This window comes from Roseateles saccharophilus (assembly GCF_004342485.1).
Lineage (GTDB): Bacteria > Pseudomonadota > Gammaproteobacteria > Burkholderiales > Burkholderiaceae_C > Pelomonas > Pelomonas saccharophila.
The window spans coordinates 77,664-95,258 of the sequence record NZ_SMBU01000019.1; the positions used below are offsets into that span (position 1 = coordinate 77,664).

The following is a 17,595-nucleotide window of genomic DNA, read 5'->3' on the forward strand; positions in this document are numbered from 1 at the left end:
GACATTATGCGCAGAAGTTGTCGCGCGGAAATGCGTCGCATCTTGTGAGGAACATCAGGACTATCCCCGAGTGTGATTCATGATTTAGAGAAACAAAATGCGCAACAAATAGATGTTTAGCTTCACCTGAGGTGAGGCTGCAACCGCTACCACACCCGCGACGTGACCCCTGAACGACTGATCGACCTGCACGACGGCTGGCAACTGGCCGAGGCGCCCGAGGGCCTGGCGGGCCCGGCTCTGGCCGGCCTGCCCGACGCGGCCTGGCTGCCTGCCCGGGTGCCGGGCACGGCCCATGGCGCGCTGCTCGCGGCCGGCCGCATCCCCGACCCCTTCTACGGCCGCAACGAGGCCGAGCTGCGCTGGGTGGGCGAGCGCCGCTGGGCCTGGCGGCTGCGCTTCGACGCGGGCGAGCTGGCCGCGCACGAGGACCTGGTCTTCGAGGGGCTGGACACCTATTGCACGGCCTGGCTCAACGGCGAGCGCCTGCTCGACACCGACAACATGTTCGTGCCGCATCGCGTGGACGTGCGCGAGCGCCTGCGCCCCGGCTGCAACGAGCTGCTGCTGTGCTTCGAGCCCGCGCTGGCACGGGCCCGCGCGGTGGAGGCCGTGCACGGCAAGCGCGCGCTGTGGAACGGCGACAGCGCCCGGCTGCATGTGCGCAAGGCGCAATACCACTTCGGCTGGGACTGGGGCCCCGAGCTGATCGTCGGCGGTCCCTGGCGCGCGGTGCGCCGGCATGCCTGGTCGGCGCGCATCGACGAGCTGCAATGCCGGTCCAGCCTCGACGGCCCGCGCGCGACGCTGCAGGTCGCGGCGGAGCTGGCAGGGGCGGGCGCCGGCCAGCGCTGCAGCTTCGAGCTGCTGGACCCCGAGGGCCGATGCGTCGCCGAAGCTGTGGTGCCGGCATCGGCCGTGGCCCGCGCCACGCTCAGCGTTGCCGGCGCCCGGCTGTGGTGGCCGCGCGGCCTGGGCGGGCAGCCGCTCTACACCCTGGTCGCCCGTGTGCTGGACGGCGAACGCGTGCTGGCCGAGAGCCGGTGCCGCACCGGCCTGCGCACGCTGCGCCTGGTGCAGGAGCCCGTCGAAGGCGAAGCCGGCAGCAGCTTCCATTTCGAGGTCAACGGCCAGGCCTTCTTTGCCGGGGGTGCGAACTGGATTCCCGACGACAACCTGCTCGAGCGCATCGCGCCGGCCCGCTACCGCGAGCGCGTGGCCCAGGCCGCCGCCGCGAACATGAACATGCTGCGCGTCTGGGGCGGCGGCGTCTACGAGCACGAAGCCTTCTACGAGGCCTGCGACGAGCAGGGTCTGCTGGTCTGGCAGGACTTCATGTTCGCCTGCGGCATCTATCCGGCCAATGCCGAGTTCCTGGCCAGCGTGCGCGCCGAGGCCGAGGCCGCCGTGAAGCGGCTGCGCCACCACGCCTGCCTGGCGCTCTGGTGCGGCAACAACGAGGACTACATGCTGGCTGAGTCGGTGGGCCTGGCCGGCCCCGGCGTGCAAGCCGAGCGCTTCGAGGCGCGGGCGATCTACGAGGGCCTGCTGCCCGAGGTCTGCGCCGCGCTGGACCCGGACCGCGTCTACTGGCCCGGCAGCCCCTTCACGCCGGGTGCCGACACCAAATCCTCGGACGCGACCGTCGGCGACCGCCACAGCTGGGAGGTCTGGCACCAGCAGATGCTGCCCTACCAGCGCTATGGCGACGTGCAGGCGCGCTTCGTCAGCGAGTTCGGCATGCAGTCCCACCCCTCGCTCGCGCTGCTGGAATCGGTGTTGCCCGAGGGCGAGCGCTTTCCCGAGAGTCGCACGGTGCAGTGGCACAACAAGGCCGGCTCGGCCACCGGGCCGGATGGGCACCGGCGCCTGGCCGTCTACCTGGCCGACAACTTGCGCGTCGGCCCGACGCTGGCGGAGCACGTCTACGCGACGCAGTTCGTGCAGGCCGAGGCCATGCGCGTGGCCTACCAGGACTTCCGCCGCCGCTGGCAGCAACCCGGCGCGCGGGCCGTGGGCGGCGCCCTGGTCTGGCAGCTCAACGATTGCTGGCCGGTGACGAGCTGGGCACTGATCGACTCGGCCGGCACCGCCAAGCCGGCCTGGCATGCGGTGCGCCGCGCGCTCAGCCCGCTGGCCGTGGCCGTGCGGTTGGAGGCCGGCCAGGCGCGCCTGGCCGTCATGAACGGAGGCCTGCAGCCCTGCGTGCTGACGCTGCAGCTGCGCGTGTTCGCGCTGGACGGGCGCGAGCTGGCCCATGCCCGCCTCGCGCAGGAGGTGCCGGCGTCGACGAGCCTGGAGACGACGCAGGCGCTGCCGGATTTCACCGGGCCCGTCGTGGCCGAGCTGTGCGCGCTGGACGAAGCCGGCACTGAGCTGGCGCGCGACTGCGCCTGGACCGAGCCCTTCAGGTTCTACCGGCTGGGCAGCGCGCGCATCGACATCCGCCGCGACGGCCAGACCCTGCTGCTGGGCTGCGACCGGCCGGTCAAAGGTCTGTGGCTGCAAGGCGCAGCGCTGGCCGACAACTTCATCGACCTGGTGCCCGGCGCGCCGCGGCGCGTCGCGGTGGCGGGGGCCTGGCCGCAGCGGCTGCAGGTCATGGCGCTGGAGCATGCGGCACGCGTCGTGGCAATTCCGGAGGCGGGAGGTTGAGCGCAGGTCGATATGCGTAAACCCTCTCGCTGATTACCCCGATGTTAGAAAAACACACTGATTGGTAGCGTTACCAAATGGCGGCAGATTGCAAGCCAACCGCCGCAGCACGAGGCCCGAAGAGGCTCAATGTTTCCACCAAAGAGGAGCAAACGAGGATGAGACACTTCAAGAGGACAGCGTTGTCCGTGGCGGCAGCCCAGACCCTGGTGGTCTGGATGGCGCCGGCGATCGCGCAGAACACGGCGGCCCCGGCCGCAGCACCGGCGCCCGCCAAGGATGCCCAGCAATTGGAGACCGTGATCGTGTCGGGGCGGCGCGCCGCGCTGGCCACCGCACAGAAGATCAAGCAGGACTCGGACGAGATCGTCGACTCGGTCGTCGCCGACGAGATCGGCAAGCTGCCGGACCGCTCGGTCTCCGAGGTGCTGCAGCGCATCGTGGGGGCGACGATGTCGCGCGTCGCGGCGTCCAACGACCCGGTGCACTTCTCGGTCGAGGGCTCGGGCGTCAATATCCGAGGCCTCACCTACGTCAGCTCGACGCTGAACGGCCGCGAAACCTTCAGCGCCAACCAGGGCCGCACGCTGGGCTTCGAGGACGTGCCGCCCGAGCTGATGGCCGGCGTTGACGTCTACAAGAATCCGTCGGCCGAGCAGATCGAGGGCGCCATCGGCGGCCTCGTCAACCTGCGCACGGCGCTGCCCTTCGACTTCTCCGGCTTCAAGGGCGCGTTCTCGGCCGACGTCACGCGCAGCAGCCTGGCCGCGAAGAACAAGCCCAGCATCTCGGGCCTGCTGTCCAACACCTGGAACACCGACGCAGGCAAGTTCGGCGCGCTGATCGACGTGACGCACTCCCTGAGCTCGACTCGCACCGACGGCCTGGTGCTGGACCCGTTCTACAAGTCCTCGCCGACCAGCACGACCTGGTTCTCGCGCGACATGTCGTGGAAGCAGCAGTTCTACAACCGCACGCGCGACGGCCTCTACGCCGCCGCGCAGTGGAAGAAGGACAACGTCGAGTCCTCGCTGACCTTCTTCCGCTCCAAGTACAAGTTCGACTGGAACGAATACAACGTCAGCGCCCAGGTCGACCCCTACAACGTGACCGTGTTGAACGGCACTTACGACGCGAACGGCGTGATGACCAAGGGCACGCTGACCGGCAAGCAGAACGCCGACGGCAGCTACCAGGGCCTCGAGGTCGAGAACCAGACGCGCTACTCCAAGCGGGCCTCGCAGACCGACGAGCTGGCCTGGAAGATCGGCGGCAAGGTCAACGACCAGCTGACGTTGACCTCCGACTTCCAATACATCCGCTCCAAGACCAGCAACTTCGACTCCACTGTGGGCACCGGCGTGCAGCTGCCCAAGGAGCAGGTGGACTACACGGGCTCGATGCCGCGACTGGTGTTCGATGCCAGCGACCTAGCCATCCTGAACGACCCGTCCAAGTACTACTGGGCCATGATGATGGACCACCTGGACAAGGGCACGGGCACGCAGAAGGCCTGGAAGGGCGATGCGCGCTGGGTCTTCCACGACAGCGCCATCCTGAACGACCTGCGCTTCGGCGTGCGCATTGCCAAGCGCGATGCCGAGACCATCAACAGCAACCCGAGCTACAACTGGGCGTCCATCACCCATGCCTGGCAGCTGGGCTGGAACATCAACGACCTGGCCTGGGTCAACAAGACCGACATCCCGACCTTCAAGAACACCTACAGCGGCTTCATGAACGGGCAGGTGGCACCGCCGTCGCTGTACTTTCCGGCAGCGTCGGTGGCCTTTGGCTGGCCCAGCAGCTACAACAAACTGCACCAGCTTTACCTGACCCAGTGCAAGGCTCTGACCCATCCGGACTGGGGTTGGGCCCCGGGCGTGACGGGCTGCGACCAGTGGAACAGCATCCAGGGCGGCGTCCAGTGGGCGCCGACCTCCTTCGGCACCGACCCGGCCGGCCGCAACACGCAGGCCGAAACCACCACGGCCGGCTATGCGCAACTGCGTTTCTCCTTCGATGAAAAGGGCCTGCCGCTGGACGGCAATGTGGGCCTGCGCGTCGTCCACACGAAGAACGACGCCGACGGCTACACCATCCTGACCACGCAGCCTGCGCCTGTCGGGGCAGTTGGCGTGGCCGTGCCTGACCTCACGCCCTTCGCCAAGAAGGAGACGTTCAACCAGAGCTTCACGGATTACCTGCCCAGCCTGAACCTGAAGTACAAGGCGGCACCGGACTTGCAGTTCCGCTTCGCGGCCTCGCGCGCGCTGGCGCGGCCGCAGTTCAGCCAGATGCAGGGTTATCTGCAGATGTCGCAGGGGATCGAGGTCGACACCAAGGCCGTGCCGCCCACGGTCAAGAAGGTCAACCTCACCGGCACGGCGAGCGGCAACCCCGAGCTCAAGCCCATCCGCTCCGACCAGGAGGACCTGACGGCCGAGTGGTACTTCGCGAAGAACGGTTCGCTGACGACGGCGGTCTTCAACAAGGACCTGAAGGACATCATCGTCAACCAGGCCTTCAACCGCACGGTCACCGACAACAACGGCAAGCCGGTCAACTTCGTGCTGAACGGCCCGGTCAACGGCGCCAAGGGCTATGCGCGCGGCATCGAACTGGCCTACCAGCAGTACTTCGACGGGCTGCCGTCATGGCTGCAGGGGCTGGGCCTGCAGGCCAACTACACCTATGTCGACAGCAAGGTGAAGCGCTACAACGCGGTGTTTACGGGCTATTGCTCGCCGGGCGCGGGGCAGGACAACCTGAACCTCTACATCAACGGCTGCGATACCGACGGCCGCTCCTTCGGCGACATGCCGCTGGACAACCTCTCGCGCAATACCTACAACATCGCGCTGCTGTTCGACCGCGGCCCGATCTCGGCGCGCCTGGCCTACAACTGGCGCGGCAAATACCTCTATGGCGTGGCGCTGAACTCGGACAACACCGGCCCCAACCAGACCAATGCGCTGGACACCAACCCGGCGAGTGCGACCTATGGCCAGCACAACCTGCCGGTGGGCCTGCCGCTGTGGGCCGATGCCTACGGCCAGCTCGATGCCGGCATCCATGTCAAGTTCGGCGAGAACTTCTCCGTGGGCGCCGAGGTCAGCAACCTGACGAACAAGACCTACAAGCAGATCATGCAGCAGCACATCGGCATGATCGGCCACAACTACTTCACGTCGGGGCGGGTCTACAAGATGAGCGCGCAGTACAGCTTCTGAGGCCGCGGCCGGGGCGACCCGGCAGCATGAAAAAGGGCACCACAGTCGGTGCCCTTTTGTTTTGCCGGTCAGGCCTGCTAATCCATCGGTGCCGCGGCGCAGTAGCGGCGCACGAACGCCTCGTGCTCGGGCATCACGGCCACGCACTTCGCGATGGTGTCCGAGACACTCTTCAGATAGGCCGCCGTGTCGTCGGCGTCCTGCAGCTCGACCAGCGGCAGCCAGGCCCTGGGGCGCTGGTTCTGGCCCTCCATGACCTCCAGCCAGCTCGGCTCGCGGAACTCGTCGCCGTCGCCGTAGAGCAGCCGCCCGCTGGATTCGTAGAGCTGCATGCGCCGGCGCAGCGTGCCCGGGATGTCCATGGCCGCGCAGGCCTGCCAGAAGGCGCTGTCGTCGCGCTTGTTCAGGTGGTAGTGCAGGATGATGAAGTCGCGCACCGACTCGTAGCGGGCGCGGCTGCGCTGGTTGTATTCGGCGATCTCCAGCGCGTCGAAGCCCGCATGCGGGAAGCGCTCGATCAGGTCGCCGATGCCCATCTGGATCAGGTGCAGGGCGGTCGACTCCAGCGGCTCGATAAATCCCGCCGCCAGTCCGATGGCGACGACATTGCGGTTCCAGGCCTGGCGGCGTATGCCGGTGCGGAACTTGATGACGCGCGGCTCGGCCAGCGGCCGGCCGTCGAGATGGCGCAGCAGCACGTCGGCGGCCTCGTCGTCGCCGACATGGCTGCTGGCATAGACATGGCCGTTGCCGACGCGGTGCTGTAGCGGAATGCGCCACTGCCAGCCGGCGCGGTGGGCCGTGGAGCGGGTGTAGGGCAGCAGCGGGCCGGCGGGCTCGCTGGGCACGGCGACGGCGCGGTCGCAGGGCAGCCAGTGGCTCCAGTCTTCGTGGCCGGTGGCCAGGGCCTTCTCGATCAGCAGTGCCTGGAAGCCCGAGCAGTCCAGGAAGAGGTCACCCTCGATGAGCTCGCCGCCCTCCATCTGCACCGCTCGCAGCTGGCCCTGCCTGGGGCCGGGCTGCTCGTGCAGCAGCGCGTTGACGACCTTGCCCTCGGTGCGACGCACGCCGCGCGCCTCGCCGATGCGGCGCAGGGCCTGGGCGTAGAGCGAGGCGTCGAAGTGGTAGGCGTAGTTGATCGCGTTCAGCGGCGAGTTCTGCATCTCCGGCCTGGGCAGCATGAAGCGCCCGGCCCGGGCCGCCATATTGCAGATGGCATAGGCGTCCAGCGGCAGGGCGCGGCCCAGCGCGCGCATGCGCAGCCAGTAGTGGCTGAAGTCCACCGGCCAGAGCTTCTCCCGGCCGATGCCGCCGAAGCCGTGGAAATAGCGCTCGCCCTGGCGGCCCCAGTTGACGAACTCGATGCCGAGCTTGAACGTGCCCTGCGTGGCCTTCAGGAAGTCGGCTTCCTCGATGCGGGCCAGGCTGTTGAACAGGCGGATCGGCGGGATCGTCGCCTCGCCCACGCCGATGATGCCGATCTCGTCGGACTCGACGAGGCGGATCTCGTAGGGCGGTTTGAGCACCGCGCTCAGCGCCGCGGCCGACATCCAGCCCGCGGCGCCGCCGCCCACGATGACCACCTTGCGCAGTGGCCGGCCCCAATTGTCCATGCGATGCCTCCGGGTGCTGTGCCGTCCTGGCGCTACCCCGCCGCGCGCTCGCGCAGGAAGTCGGCGTAGGCCAGCGCGCTGCGCTTGAGCGTGCGCTTTTGCGTGTCGAAGTCGACGTGCACGAGGCCGAAGCGGCGCTCGTAGCCGAAGGCCCATTCGAAGTTGTCCAACAGCGACCAGATGAAGTAGCCGCGCACGTCCACGCCGTTCTCCATCGCCCGCGAGCAGGCTGCGAAATGGCGCTTGATGTAGGCCTGACGCTGCACGTCGTCGACCTCGCCGCGGCTGATGGCGTCATGGCTCGACATGCCGTTCTCGGTGATGTAGAGCGGCGGCAGCCTGACGTACTCGCGGTCGAGGGCTTCCAGCAGGTCCTGCATGCCCTGCGGGTAGACCTCCCAGTCCATCGTCGTGCGCTCGACGTCGGGGCGGCGCACCCAGGCCATGGTGTCGGGGCCGGCGGAGCGCAGCAACGCGCGGCTGTAGAAGTTAAGGCCGAGGTAGTCGATGGGGCGCTGGATGATGTCCATGTCGCCTGGCTGCATCGCGGGCTCGCAGCCCTTCCAGTAGCGCCACAGGTCGGCCGGGTATTCGCCCTTGAGCAGCGGGTCCAGCACCCAGCGGTTCTGGAAGGTCTCGAACAGATGGGCGGCGTCGCGGTCCGCGGCCGTGTCACTGTCGGCGTAGCCCGGCGCCACGTTGGCGACGATGCCGTGCTGGGCCCGCGGTGCATTGGCGCGCAGGGCCGGCAGGGCCAGGCCGTGGCCGAGCAGCAGGTGGTGCATGGCCTGCGCAGCCCAGCGCGGGGACTTGAGGCCCGGCGCATGGTGGCCGTCGCCATAGCCCAGGTAGGCCGAGCACCAGGGTTCGTTGTGCGTCGTCCAGGCAGCCACGTCGCCATGGCCGGCCAGCGCGCGGCTCATCAGGTCGGCGTAGTCGGCAAAGCGCCAGGCCGTGCCGCGGTTCAGCCATCCGTCGCGGTCCTGCAAATGCTGCGGCAGGTCCCAGTGGTAGAGCGTCACGAAGGCGCGGATGCCGCGCTCGGCCAGGCCGCCGAGCAGGCGCTTGTAGAAGTCGATGCCGCGGTGGTTGGGTCTGCCGGCCTCGTCCATCACGCGCGGCCAGGCGATGGAGAAGCGGTAGGCGTCCACACCCAGGCGGGCCAGGATGTCGAGGTCTTCCCGCCAGCGGTGGTAGTGGTCGCAGGCGACGGCGCCGGTCTCGCCGCGCAGCACCTTGCCGGGCGTGGCGCAGAAGCGGTCCCAGATGGATTCCAGCCGGCTGTCCGCGCGGGCGGCGCCTTCGATCTGGTAGGACGAGGTGCCCGCGCCGAAGATGAAATCACGGCGGCGCATGGCCGAACCGGCCGGGGGCGAGACGAGCTCGGCGAGGGTGGGAGGCGGGGTCAGGTCCATGGGCTCGGTCAGGCGGCGGGGGAGGGCGGCAGCGCCTGCAGTGCTTCGCGCCAGGAGGCCAGGGCTTGCGGATGGGAGGGCAGGGGCCCGCGCAGGCCGCAGATGAAGGCGGCATAGCGGTTGGCCAGGGCCAGCGTGGCCGGCAGGTCGCGCCGCAGGGCCAGGCCGGCCAGCAGCAGCGCGGTGAAGGAATCACCGGCGCCGACGGTGTCGACGAGGCGGGGCTGGGCTGCGCCGCCGCCTTGCGCGAGCAGGGCGCCGCCCGGGCCGTAGAAGCGCCAGCCCTCGGGACCGCAGGTCAGCACCAGGCGCTGCAGCGCGAAGCGGTCCATCAGCGCGGCCACCTGGGCAGCCTCGGTGCCGGACGGATCGGCGAACCACGCGGCCAGCCGCGCCAGCTCCTCGTCGTTGACCTTGACCCAGTCGGCCAGCATCAGCGACTCGGCGGCCAGCAGCGGCGTGTCGGTGCCGGGGCGCTGGTTCAGGTCCAGCAGGCGCACGCCGGCAAAGGCCTTGGCGAGGGCGCGTATCGCCGCGCGCGACACCGGGTGGCGCTGGGCAAGGCTGCCGAAGTAGAGGATCCCGGGGCCGGCCTCGGCAAGCGCCGCTCCCGCGGGGTCGGCGTCGAGATGGTCCCAGGCCGCGTCGCCGTGGATCTCGAAGCTGTGCCCGCCGCCGGGCCGCTCGTGCACGCTGACGCGGCCCGTTGCATGCGCCATGTCACGCTGCAGGCCCTGCTCGGCCAGCTCGTAGCGCCGCGCGCTCTGCAGCAGGAGGCGGCCATTGGCATCGTCGGCGCCGATGCGGCTGATGAAGAGGGCCGGCACGCCGAGGGCGGCCAGGGAGCGCGCCACGTTGAAGGGTGCGCCGCCCGCGACCGGGCCGTCATGGAATTCGTCCACCAGGGCTTCGCCCAGGACGGCGATGGGGCAACGGGGCATCTTTGCAACGGATGGAAGGACGAAATATTCTATGCAAACAATATGTGTTTAGTGAACAACATTAGCTCAGGGTGATCCCGGATCGGCCCCGGATGCAGGGCGCTTCAAAGCGGCCCGGGGCAGGGGATGCCACAATCGTGCCGGTTCGCGCAGCTAAACAAATGGAGTTCGGGCATGGCCGACAAGCGGGGGGTGACGATTCGTGAGCTGGCCCAGGCAGCGGGGGTGTCCATCGGCACCGTGTCCCGGGCGCTGAAGGGCCAGCCGGGCCTGTCGGAGCAGACGCGCAGTCAGGTGCTCGACGTCGCCCAGCAGCTGGGCTATGACACGGCCAAGCTGCGCACCGGCAAGCCCCGGCGCATCCTCTTCCTCTACAACCGCAGCATCGGCTCGCTGGCCAACAACCCCTTCTACTCGTATGTGCTGCATGGCGCCGAGACGGCCTGCCGCGAGGCCGGGGTGCCGCTGAGCATCATGTCGGTGCTGGCGGGCGACGACGTGGCCTCCCAGGTACGCCGGCACGAATCCGACGCGTTGCTCGGTGCGGGCTATTTCGACCCCGAGGCGATGGACGCCATCCGCCGCTGCGAGCTGCCGCTGGTGCTGGTGGACCATTTCTTCCCGGGCGTGCGCTGCGTCAACGACGACAACCAGCTCGGCGCCTGGCTGGCGACGCGCCATCTGCTGGACGGCGGCGCCCGGCGCGTGGCGGCCATCTTCGGGCCGCTCGCCCATCATTCGGTGTCGCTGCGCGCCAAGGGCTTTCGCCGCGCGCTCTACGAGGCCGGCCGGCTGTTCGACCCCGACTACGAAGTCACGCTGGACCCGGCGCTGGAATACCGCGACGCGGGCCGCGACGCGATGCGCCGCCTGCTGGCGCTGCCCGAGCCGCCCGACGCCGTGTTCGCCTACAACGACTCGACGGCCATCTTCGCGATCGAGTTCTGCCGCGAACGCGGCCTGCGCGTGCCCGAGGACATCCGCTTCATCGGCTACGACGACATCGAGGAGGCCGCGCACAACAAGCCGTCGCTGTCCACCGTGAAGATGGACAAGGAGGCGCTGGGCCATGTGGCGGCCCGCGCGCTGATCGAGGGCGACATCGAGCCCAACGACGCCTCGCTGCCGGTGGAGCTGGTGGTGCGCGAGAGCTCGCGCGTCGGCGACGTCGACGTCGACGTCGCCGGGGCAGAGGCCGCCCCGGCGCGCAAGCCCGGGCGCCAGGCGGCTGCAGCCAAGGGCTGACGCCCGCCGGCATAGGTGTTTGCACCGCCTATCGCCGGATAGAACATCGGACAAAAATATCTCTGTTTACTAAAAATATGCCGTCTTATGCGGCCCAGGAGACAGAGCCGTGATTGCCGATGCCGATGGGGCCGCCGCGCCTCCCATGCCCCGTTTCGCAGCGCCAGCACCCACGCAGTCAGCCACCGCCGCCGGGGACCGCGTGCCGCTGCCGCAGAAGATCGGCTTCGGCCTCGGTTCTTTCCTCGACATGTGGGGGCACTGGCTCTACCAGTCCCTGGCCTTCCATGTCTTCAATGTCTTCCTCGGCGTCGCGCCGGGCCTGATCTCGACGGCCCTGGGCCTGAAGATCTTCGTCGACGCCGTCTCGGATGCGCTGTTCGGCTGGATCTCGGACAACACCCGCACGCGCTGGGGGCGTCGGCGGCCCTTCATCCTTGTCGGCGGCGTGCTGGCGGGCATTGGCCTGCCGCTGATGTTCGCCGTCGGCCGCGGCTGGAGCGACAGCGAGTATTTCGTCTTCATGCTTGTCTCCACCTGCCTCTACGTGCCGGTGATGAGCTGCTTCAACATGCCCTGGAACAGCCTGGGCGCCGAGATGACGCCCGACTACCACGAGCGCACGCGCGTGATGTCGGTGAAGAACGCGATCCAGAAGATCCCCGAGCTGGCGATGTTCGTTGCCGCCCAGTTCACGACTCTGGCCCTTTTCAATGACGCCTCGGGCAAGCCCGACATCCTGCGCGGCGCCCAGGTCTATACCAGCATGCTGGGCGGCATCATGGTCGTCGTGTCGGTGGCCATCTTCCTGCTGACGCGCGAGCGCTACTACGAGTCCGTCGTCAAGCGCAGCACGCAGCGCGTGCCCTTCAAGGACACCCTCTACCGCACGCTGAAGAACCGCCCCTTCCGCCAGATGCTGGGCACCATGCTGGCCTACAACATGGCCACGGCCATGGTCGGGCTGCTGGGCTATTACGCGACCGTCTACTACGTCTGCGGCGGCAATATCGCCGAGGCCACGAAATGGAACTCGATGATGGGCGTGGCCGGCATGGCCTGCGGCCTGGCCGGCATCGCCTTCGCCGGCCGGGTGGCGCGGGCCCACGGCAAGCGCAATGCGCTGATGACCGTGCTGGCCCTGGGCGTGCTGGCCTTCGTCGGCGACTGGTTCTTCTACAACCCGCAGCTGCCCTGGCTGCAGCTCTTCGCCAGCGGCGGCGTGGCCTTCATCGGCGCCGGCTTCTGGACCATCTACGGCTCTGCCATGGCGGACGTCATCGACCACGACGAGCTCGACAGCGGCCAGCGCCGCGAGGGTTCGTTCGCGGCCTGCGGCTCCTGGATTTCCAAGGTCGGCCTGGCCCTGGGCAATATGACCTCGGGCTGGGTGCTGCAGTTCACCGGCTTCGACGCCAAGCTGCCCGCGCAGGACGAGGGCGCCATCCTGCTGATCCGCATCTTCCTGTCGGGCATCCCGATCTGCGGCCTGCTGGTGGCCCTCTACGTCGTGTCGCGCTACTTCCTGACCGAGCAGCGCATGCACGAGATCCGCGCGGAACTCGAAGCCCGCCGCGGCACCGTCTGAACCCTTCGGAAAGCCCGCAATGTTCACAAACTGGCTGCGCCTTGCGCTGCTGGCCTGCCTGCTGGCCGCTGGCGGCGCACAGGCGCACGAAACCCTGCATCTCGACGCCCCCAAGCCCGACCTGGCGCCCACGCCGCCGATGGGCTGGAACTCGTGGAACAAGTTCGCCTGCAACGTCAGCGAGCAGTTGATCCGCGAGCAGGCCGATGCGATGGCTGCCTCCGGCATGAAGGCGGCCGGCTACACCTACATCGTCATCGACGACTGCTGGCAGAAGAGCCGCGACGCCGACGGCAACATCCAGCCCGACCCCGAGCGCTTCCCGTCGGGCATGAAGGCGCTGGCCGACTATGTGCACGGCAAGGGCCTGAAGTTCGGCCTCTACTCAGACGCCGGTGTGCTGACCTGCGGCGGCCGCCCGGGCAGCGCCGGCCATGAGTTCCAGGACGCGCGCCAGTATGCGAAGTGGGGCGTGGACTACCTGAAATACGACTGGTGCCACACCGGCAGCCGCGACGCCCCGGCCGCCTACATGCTGATGGCCAAGGCGCTGCGGGAGTCGGGCCGCGACATCCTGCTGTCCATCTGCGAGTGGGGCAGCAGCCACCCGGGCCGCTGGGCGCATCCGGTGGGCCACCTGTGGCGCACGACGGGTGACATCCGCGACGCCTGGCAGGGCCCCAAGGAGTGGTCGCATGGCCTGCTGGACATCATCGACATGAATGCCGAGCTGTGGAGCGAAGCAGCGCCCAATGGCTGGAACGACCCCGACATGCTGGAGGTCGGCAACGGCGGCATGACGACGACCGAGTACGAGAGCCATTTCTCGATCTGGGCCATGCTGGCCGCGCCGCTGGTGGCCGGCAACGACATGGCGAAGATGGACGCGGACACGCGCCGCATCCTGACCAATGCCGAGGTCATCAAGGTCGACCAGGACCCGCTGGGCCGCCAGGGCCGGCGCGTCTGGCGCCAGGGGCCGCTGGAGGTCTGGGTGCGGCCGCTGCAGGGCGGTGACCGCGCCGTCGTGCTGTTCAACCGTGGCGATGCGGCGGCCGAGATGTCCGTGAGCTGGGAACTTCTCGACCTGCCGACGCGGCTGAAGGCCGACGTGCACGACCTGTGGTCAGGCAGGAAAACGCATGGCGTCGCCGGCCGCACCGGCGGCCGGGTGGCCAGCCACGGCGTGCTGATGCTGCGCGTGACGCCGGCACTGCCTTGAGCTGCACCTGAGGGGGCAGGGCGCAGGCGCGTTGTGCGCCCTCTCTAGAATGCGCCCCTTTTTTGCGCCAGCCTCCATGGATATCGTCGTCAACGAAGAACTCAAGGCTTACATCGACCCATTGACGCCGGAGGAATACGAGGCCCTGGAGCGCAGCATCCTCGCCGAAGGCTGCCGCGACGCGCTGGTGCTTTGGGGCGATGTGCTGGTGGACGGCCACAACCGCTACGGCATCTGCCGCAAGCACGGGCTGAGCTTCCAGACGGTCCAGAACCCGCGCTTCAAGTCCTTCGAGGACGTGCACCTGTGGATGATCGACCAGCACCTGGGCCGGCGCAGCGTCTCCGACTTCCAGCGCGGCGTGCTAGCGCTGCGCAAGCGCGAGATCGTGGCCGGGAGGCGCGCACGCGCGGCCGCACCGGCTCCCGCGGCTGAGGCCGCAGCGCCTCAGGAGCCCGCCGATATCCCCGCCCAGGAGTCACTGCAGACGCGCGAGGCCCTGGCCAAGGCCGCCCGTCTGAGCAGCAGCCAGGTGCTGCTGATCGAGAAGATCCAGAAGCAAGGCGCCCCCGAGCTGGTGGCGGCGGTGAAGGCCGGCGCGATCTCGATCAACGCCGCCGCGGCCGTCGCCACGCTGCCGGTCGAGGAACAGGCGGCTGCCGCCACTGTGGGTGCCGAGGAACTCAAGCAGGCCGCCAAGCGCGTGCGCGAGTCCCGGCGCAAGCCGCCGGCTGCCAGCCCGGCGCCGGATGCGAGCCCACCGTCGCCCGAAGCGGTCGTGGACCAGGCTTCAGGCAGCTCGATGGAGTCGTTGCAACAACGCATTGCGCAACTCGAGGCCGAGAACTCTGCGCTGCGGCAGGAACTGGCGGCCTTGCGCGCACACGGGGCGGTTTGATAAATTGGCGACAATGTTCATTATGTCAACCGGCGCAGAAATGCAGCGAATGACGACTCGTTCACGGCCGCCGCCTGACGGGCCTCAGCTGTCCGACAAGAATTCCCCCCTTGAGACTGCCCTCTGGCGACAACATTGACCGTCACGCCGATCTTCGAGGGCCCGCGCGCCTTGATGGTGTCGGCGCACACGGCCGTCCAGAACCTGCTGACCGGCGGGCACTCGAACGTGCCCCTGGACTACTCCATCGGCTTCGATTCGAACTTCGCCGACAAGCTCAAGGCCATGCTCCACGGACGCAACGTCGAGAAGGCCGACCGCGACCGCGTCACCGCCGTGTTGAAGCTCAAGGCTGCAAATCCGCGCGTCCAGCTCGACGTCCAGCCGTTTCTGATCGAGAACACGCGCTTCGATCGGGACCAGGACGACAACGACCGCCCCTGGACACCCTCGTCGCCTTCTACATGCTCGATCACCTGGACTGGGACGCCTTCCTGGCCGACCCCACGCAGTTCAAGTTCGCCATGCCGGCCGACGACCTGCGCGAGCAGCTGAAACCCAAGGCCCGAGAGTTCCTGACGAGCCTGCATTCGAGCCCCTTGGTCCTCAAGCGTGAAGCCTGGGCCCTGGGCGCCGAGGCGCTCCTGCTTCGCTTCTCCAGCCTGTGGAAGACGGCCCCGAAGCCCGATCCGAGGCGCATCCTGCGCGACCTGGTCGACTTCAGCATTTTCGAGCTGGGCGCCCTGCCCTTGCTGGAACTGACGCTGATCTGGAGCGGCATCACCGCCAAGCCGGTCGCGCCGTTCTTCGGCCCCCTGATCAGCCCCTCGGACAAGACGCTGAAGGCCGCCCGCGGCATGGCCTGGGACATGACGCACCTGCGCGCCCTGCAGGACGCGGCCCGCCAAACCGTGCTGGGCTCGTTCTTCATCCCCTACTTCGCGTCGCTCGACGCGCGCTGGCGTGCCCTGCTGCGCCTGAACCCGATCCGGGTCATGCTGGTCGACGATGCCAAGCGCTCCGCCAACTTCAGCCGGGCCCGCGACGTCGAGTTCCAGATCCTGTTGGGCGAGGTCATGAGCCCGCGCGCGACCGCCGAAAGGGCGCCTGCCAAGGTTCAGGCCCGGCGGCTCGCCGCCAAGAACCTGGAACGCGAGGCCATGGCGCAGCTCGCCAAACGGGAACGGGAGGCGTGGAAGGCCAGCACCCAGGTGCAGTAGGACCGGGCACGGCGCACCGGCGCGCCTCGGCTGCCTCCCGGCATGCCTTAAACAGTTCCTCATCCGACACCGTGTCGGAGATGAACAATCCTCTCGAGGTCGTGGTGACCTTGACGCATCTGGCGTCAACGACGGACTCAGAAGGGATGCGGCAACAACAGTCTGAGTGCAGAAAAGAAAGCGTCCGAAGGCCCTCCCGATCGCCTCGCTGCAAGGGGTTCGGTTCGATTCAGGTCAGTAGCGCACGCCCGGCAACCACACCCGAAAGCATGTCCCCCGACCGACCTCGCTGTCCACCTTGATGCGCCCCCCATGCTTCTTCACGATAGCGTGCGACACAAACAGGCCCAGTCCAGTACCGGTTCCCACCGGCTTTGTCGTAAAGAAGGGGTCGAAGATCTTCGGCAATTGGGCATCGGAGATTCCGCAACCGTTGTCTTCGATCTGGACCCAGACATCGCCGCCGTCCGTGCCAGTGCTGACCTCGATGCGGCCATGCTCCCCGATGGCCTGCGCCGCGTTGAGTAGCAGATTCATGAAGACCTGATTGATTTCCGCGGTCTGGCATTCCACCAATGGCAAGCTACCGAAGCTCCGGACCAGTTCCGCTTTGCCAGCCAACTGCCGGCCCAGTAGGCCAATCGCCTGGTCGAGCCCCTCGTGTAAGTCAAAGGACTGGCTGCCGACGGTGTCCAACTGCGTGAAAGCCCGCAAGTCCGCGACGATCTTACGTACACGCTCCAGGCCGGCGCGCGACTCCTGAATCAGTTCCGGCAGGTCCTGACGCAGATACGGTAGATCGATGTTTCGCTTGGCCTCGGTCAGGCGCAACGAGGTCTCGGACTCCATGGGATGGAGCAGGAACTCGACCGCCTCATAGCTCTCCAGCAACGACAGCATTTGATCGGCATAGTCCGACAACGCACCGAGGTTGCTCGACACGAAGCCGATGGGCGTGTTGAGCTCATGCGCAACGCCAGCGGCCAGCACCCCCACCGAGGCCATCTTCTCGGACTGCACCAATTGCCGGGTCGTGTCGGTCAATTGGCGATTCACCGCTTGAAGTTCTTCGTTGGCCTTCAGTAGTTCAGAGGTGCGTGCCTGGACTTTCTGCTCCAGCCCCTCATTGGCCTCAACCAAGGCCTTGTTCATGCTGCGAACCAGGGCATGGCTGCGCGCGATGAGCACCGCAGCGTAGACCAGCGAGGCAATCAGCGCCGCGGCAAACCAGAACAGATAGCGGCGGTATCGCTGGGACTGCCGGGCCGCCAGGGCTTGCTCACCGTTAAGCAAGCCCTGGATCTCGTCGACGCGAGCAGCAACGGGCACTGCCGTCAGCTTGGTCAGCAGATCCGCAACCTGCCGGCATTCGCGCAGTACCGTCTCGACATGGGCTCCGAAAATGTCTAGGCTCTCGCTCAATTCCGCCCCCGCCGTGGACTTGAGTAGCGCCAGGCGCTCCTGCTGTTAGCGGCGGTCAGGATCCGCGCTTATTCGGCGGTGAGGACGCGGTTTTGCGCGTAAGCCGGTAGCCGGTCCGGCCAGTGGGAAGGGCCCCGTGGGGC

The 17,595-nt window shown here is 67.9% G+C and carries 12 protein-coding genes; 8 read left to right on the top strand and 4 right to left on the bottom strand.

The features are described 5' to 3' along the window. Nucleotides 1-162 precede the first annotated feature (162 nt). Nucleotides 163-2,655, top strand: a complete 2,493-nt coding sequence (locus EV671_RS16030) for a glycoside hydrolase family 2 protein (RefSeq protein ID WP_132573518.1) — start codon at nt 163-165, stop codon at nt 2,653-2,655. A 158-nt stretch (nt 2,656-2,813) separates the two neighbouring features. Next, on the top strand, nt 2,814-5,888 hold the full coding sequence (locus tag EV671_RS16035) for a TonB-dependent receptor (protein WP_132573520.1): 3,075 nt from the start codon (nt 2,814-2,816) through the stop codon (nt 5,886-5,888). 77 nt (nt 5,889-5,965) lie between these two features. On the opposite strand, the gene EV671_RS16040 is transcribed toward EV671_RS16035, so the two are convergent. Genes EV671_RS16040 through EV671_RS16050 form a run of 3 tightly spaced genes read right to left on the bottom strand, consistent with a single transcriptional unit; the run spans nt 5,966 to nt 9,857 of the window. Further along, nucleotides 5,966-7,501, bottom strand: coding sequence for a tryptophan halogenase family protein (locus tag EV671_RS16040; RefSeq protein WP_132573522.1), 1,536 nt, complete (start codon nt 7,499-7,501; stop codon nt 5,966-5,968). A 32-nt stretch (nt 7,502-7,533) separates the two neighbouring features. After that, a complete protein-coding gene (locus EV671_RS16045; protein ID WP_132573524.1) occupies nt 7,534-8,916 on the bottom strand; it encodes a GH1 family beta-glucosidase in 1,383 nt (460 codons plus the stop codon). Nucleotides 8,917-8,924: 8 nt separating this feature from the next. Beyond that, nucleotides 8,925-9,857, bottom strand: coding sequence for a PfkB family carbohydrate kinase (locus EV671_RS16050; RefSeq protein WP_132573526.1), 933 nt, complete (start codon nt 9,855-9,857; stop codon nt 8,925-8,927). Nucleotides 9,858-10,031: 174 nt separating this feature from the next. Here EV671_RS16050 and EV671_RS16055 point away from each other — a divergent pair, with 174 nt between their 5' ends. From EV671_RS16055 to EV671_RS16080, 6 genes are all read left to right on the top strand, one after another. Beyond that, a complete protein-coding gene (locus EV671_RS16055) occupies nt 10,032-11,102 on the top strand; it encodes a LacI family DNA-binding transcriptional regulator (RefSeq protein ID WP_132573528.1) in 1,071 nt (356 codons plus the stop codon). Nucleotides 11,103-11,247: 145 nt separating this feature from the next. Continuing rightward, complete coding sequence (locus EV671_RS16060; RefSeq protein WP_132573530.1) at nt 11,248-12,690, top strand: MFS transporter; 1,443 nt, start codon at nt 11,248-11,250, stop codon at nt 12,688-12,690. A 19-nt stretch (nt 12,691-12,709) separates the two neighbouring features. Continuing rightward, nucleotides 12,710-13,912: a glycoside hydrolase family 27 protein gene (locus EV671_RS16065; protein WP_132573532.1), complete on the top strand. Its 1,203-nt coding sequence runs from the start codon at nt 12,710-12,712 to the stop codon at nt 13,910-13,912. Nucleotides 13,913-13,988: 76 nt separating this feature from the next. After that, nucleotides 13,989-14,810 carry a ParB N-terminal domain-containing protein gene (locus tag EV671_RS16070; protein WP_132573534.1) on the top strand — a complete coding sequence of 274 codons (822 nt, stop codon included), beginning with the start codon at nt 13,989-13,991 and terminating at the stop codon, nt 14,808-14,810. Between the two features lie 135 nt (nt 14,811-14,945). Then, nucleotides 14,946-15,365, top strand: a complete 420-nt coding sequence (locus EV671_RS16075) for a hypothetical protein (RefSeq protein WP_132573536.1) — start codon at nt 14,946-14,948, stop codon at nt 15,363-15,365. Then, nucleotides 15,335-16,030 carry a hypothetical protein gene (locus EV671_RS16080; RefSeq protein WP_132573538.1) on the top strand — a complete coding sequence of 232 codons (696 nt, stop codon included), beginning with the start codon at nt 15,335-15,337 and terminating at the stop codon, nt 16,028-16,030. The genes EV671_RS16075 and EV671_RS16080 overlap by 31 nt, the downstream gene beginning before the upstream one ends. Nucleotides 16,031-16,264: 234 nt before the next feature. Here the strand turns inward: EV671_RS16080 and EV671_RS16085 are convergent, their stop codons facing one another. Then, the gene (locus EV671_RS16085) at nt 16,265-17,452 is read right to left on the bottom strand and encodes a sensor histidine kinase (RefSeq protein ID WP_243655761.1); all 1,188 of its coding nucleotides are present in this window, start codon (nt 17,450-17,452) and stop codon (nt 16,265-16,267) included. Between the last annotated feature and the right edge of the window lie 143 nt (nt 17,453-17,595).

Coding starts and splice junctions, on each gene's coding strand:
- EV671_RS16035 (WP_132573520.1), top strand. CDS start 2,814: ATGAGACACTTCAAGAGGACAGCGTTGTCCGTGGCGGCAGCCCAGACC.
- EV671_RS16040 (WP_132573522.1), bottom strand. CDS start 7,501: ATGGACAATTGGGGCCGGCCACTGCGCAAGGTGGTCATCGTGGGCGGC.
- EV671_RS16045 (WP_132573524.1), bottom strand. CDS start 8,916: ATGGACCTGACCCCGCCTCCCACCCTCGCCGAGCTCGTCTCGCCCCCG.
- EV671_RS16050 (WP_132573526.1), bottom strand. CDS start 9,857: ATGCCCCGTTGCCCCATCGCCGTCCTGGGCGAAGCCCTGGTGGACGAA.
- EV671_RS16055 (WP_132573528.1), top strand. CDS start 10,032: ATGGCCGACAAGCGGGGGGTGACGATTCGTGAGCTGGCCCAGGCAGCG.
- EV671_RS16060 (WP_132573530.1), top strand. CDS start 11,248: ATGCCCCGTTTCGCAGCGCCAGCACCCACGCAGTCAGCCACCGCCGCC.
- EV671_RS16065 (WP_132573532.1), top strand. CDS start 12,710: ATGTTCACAAACTGGCTGCGCCTTGCGCTGCTGGCCTGCCTGCTGGCC.
- EV671_RS16070 (WP_132573534.1), top strand. CDS start 13,989: ATGGATATCGTCGTCAACGAAGAACTCAAGGCTTACATCGACCCATTG.
- EV671_RS16080 (WP_132573538.1), top strand. CDS start 15,335: ATGCCGGCCGACGACCTGCGCGAGCAGCTGAAACCCAAGGCCCGAGAG.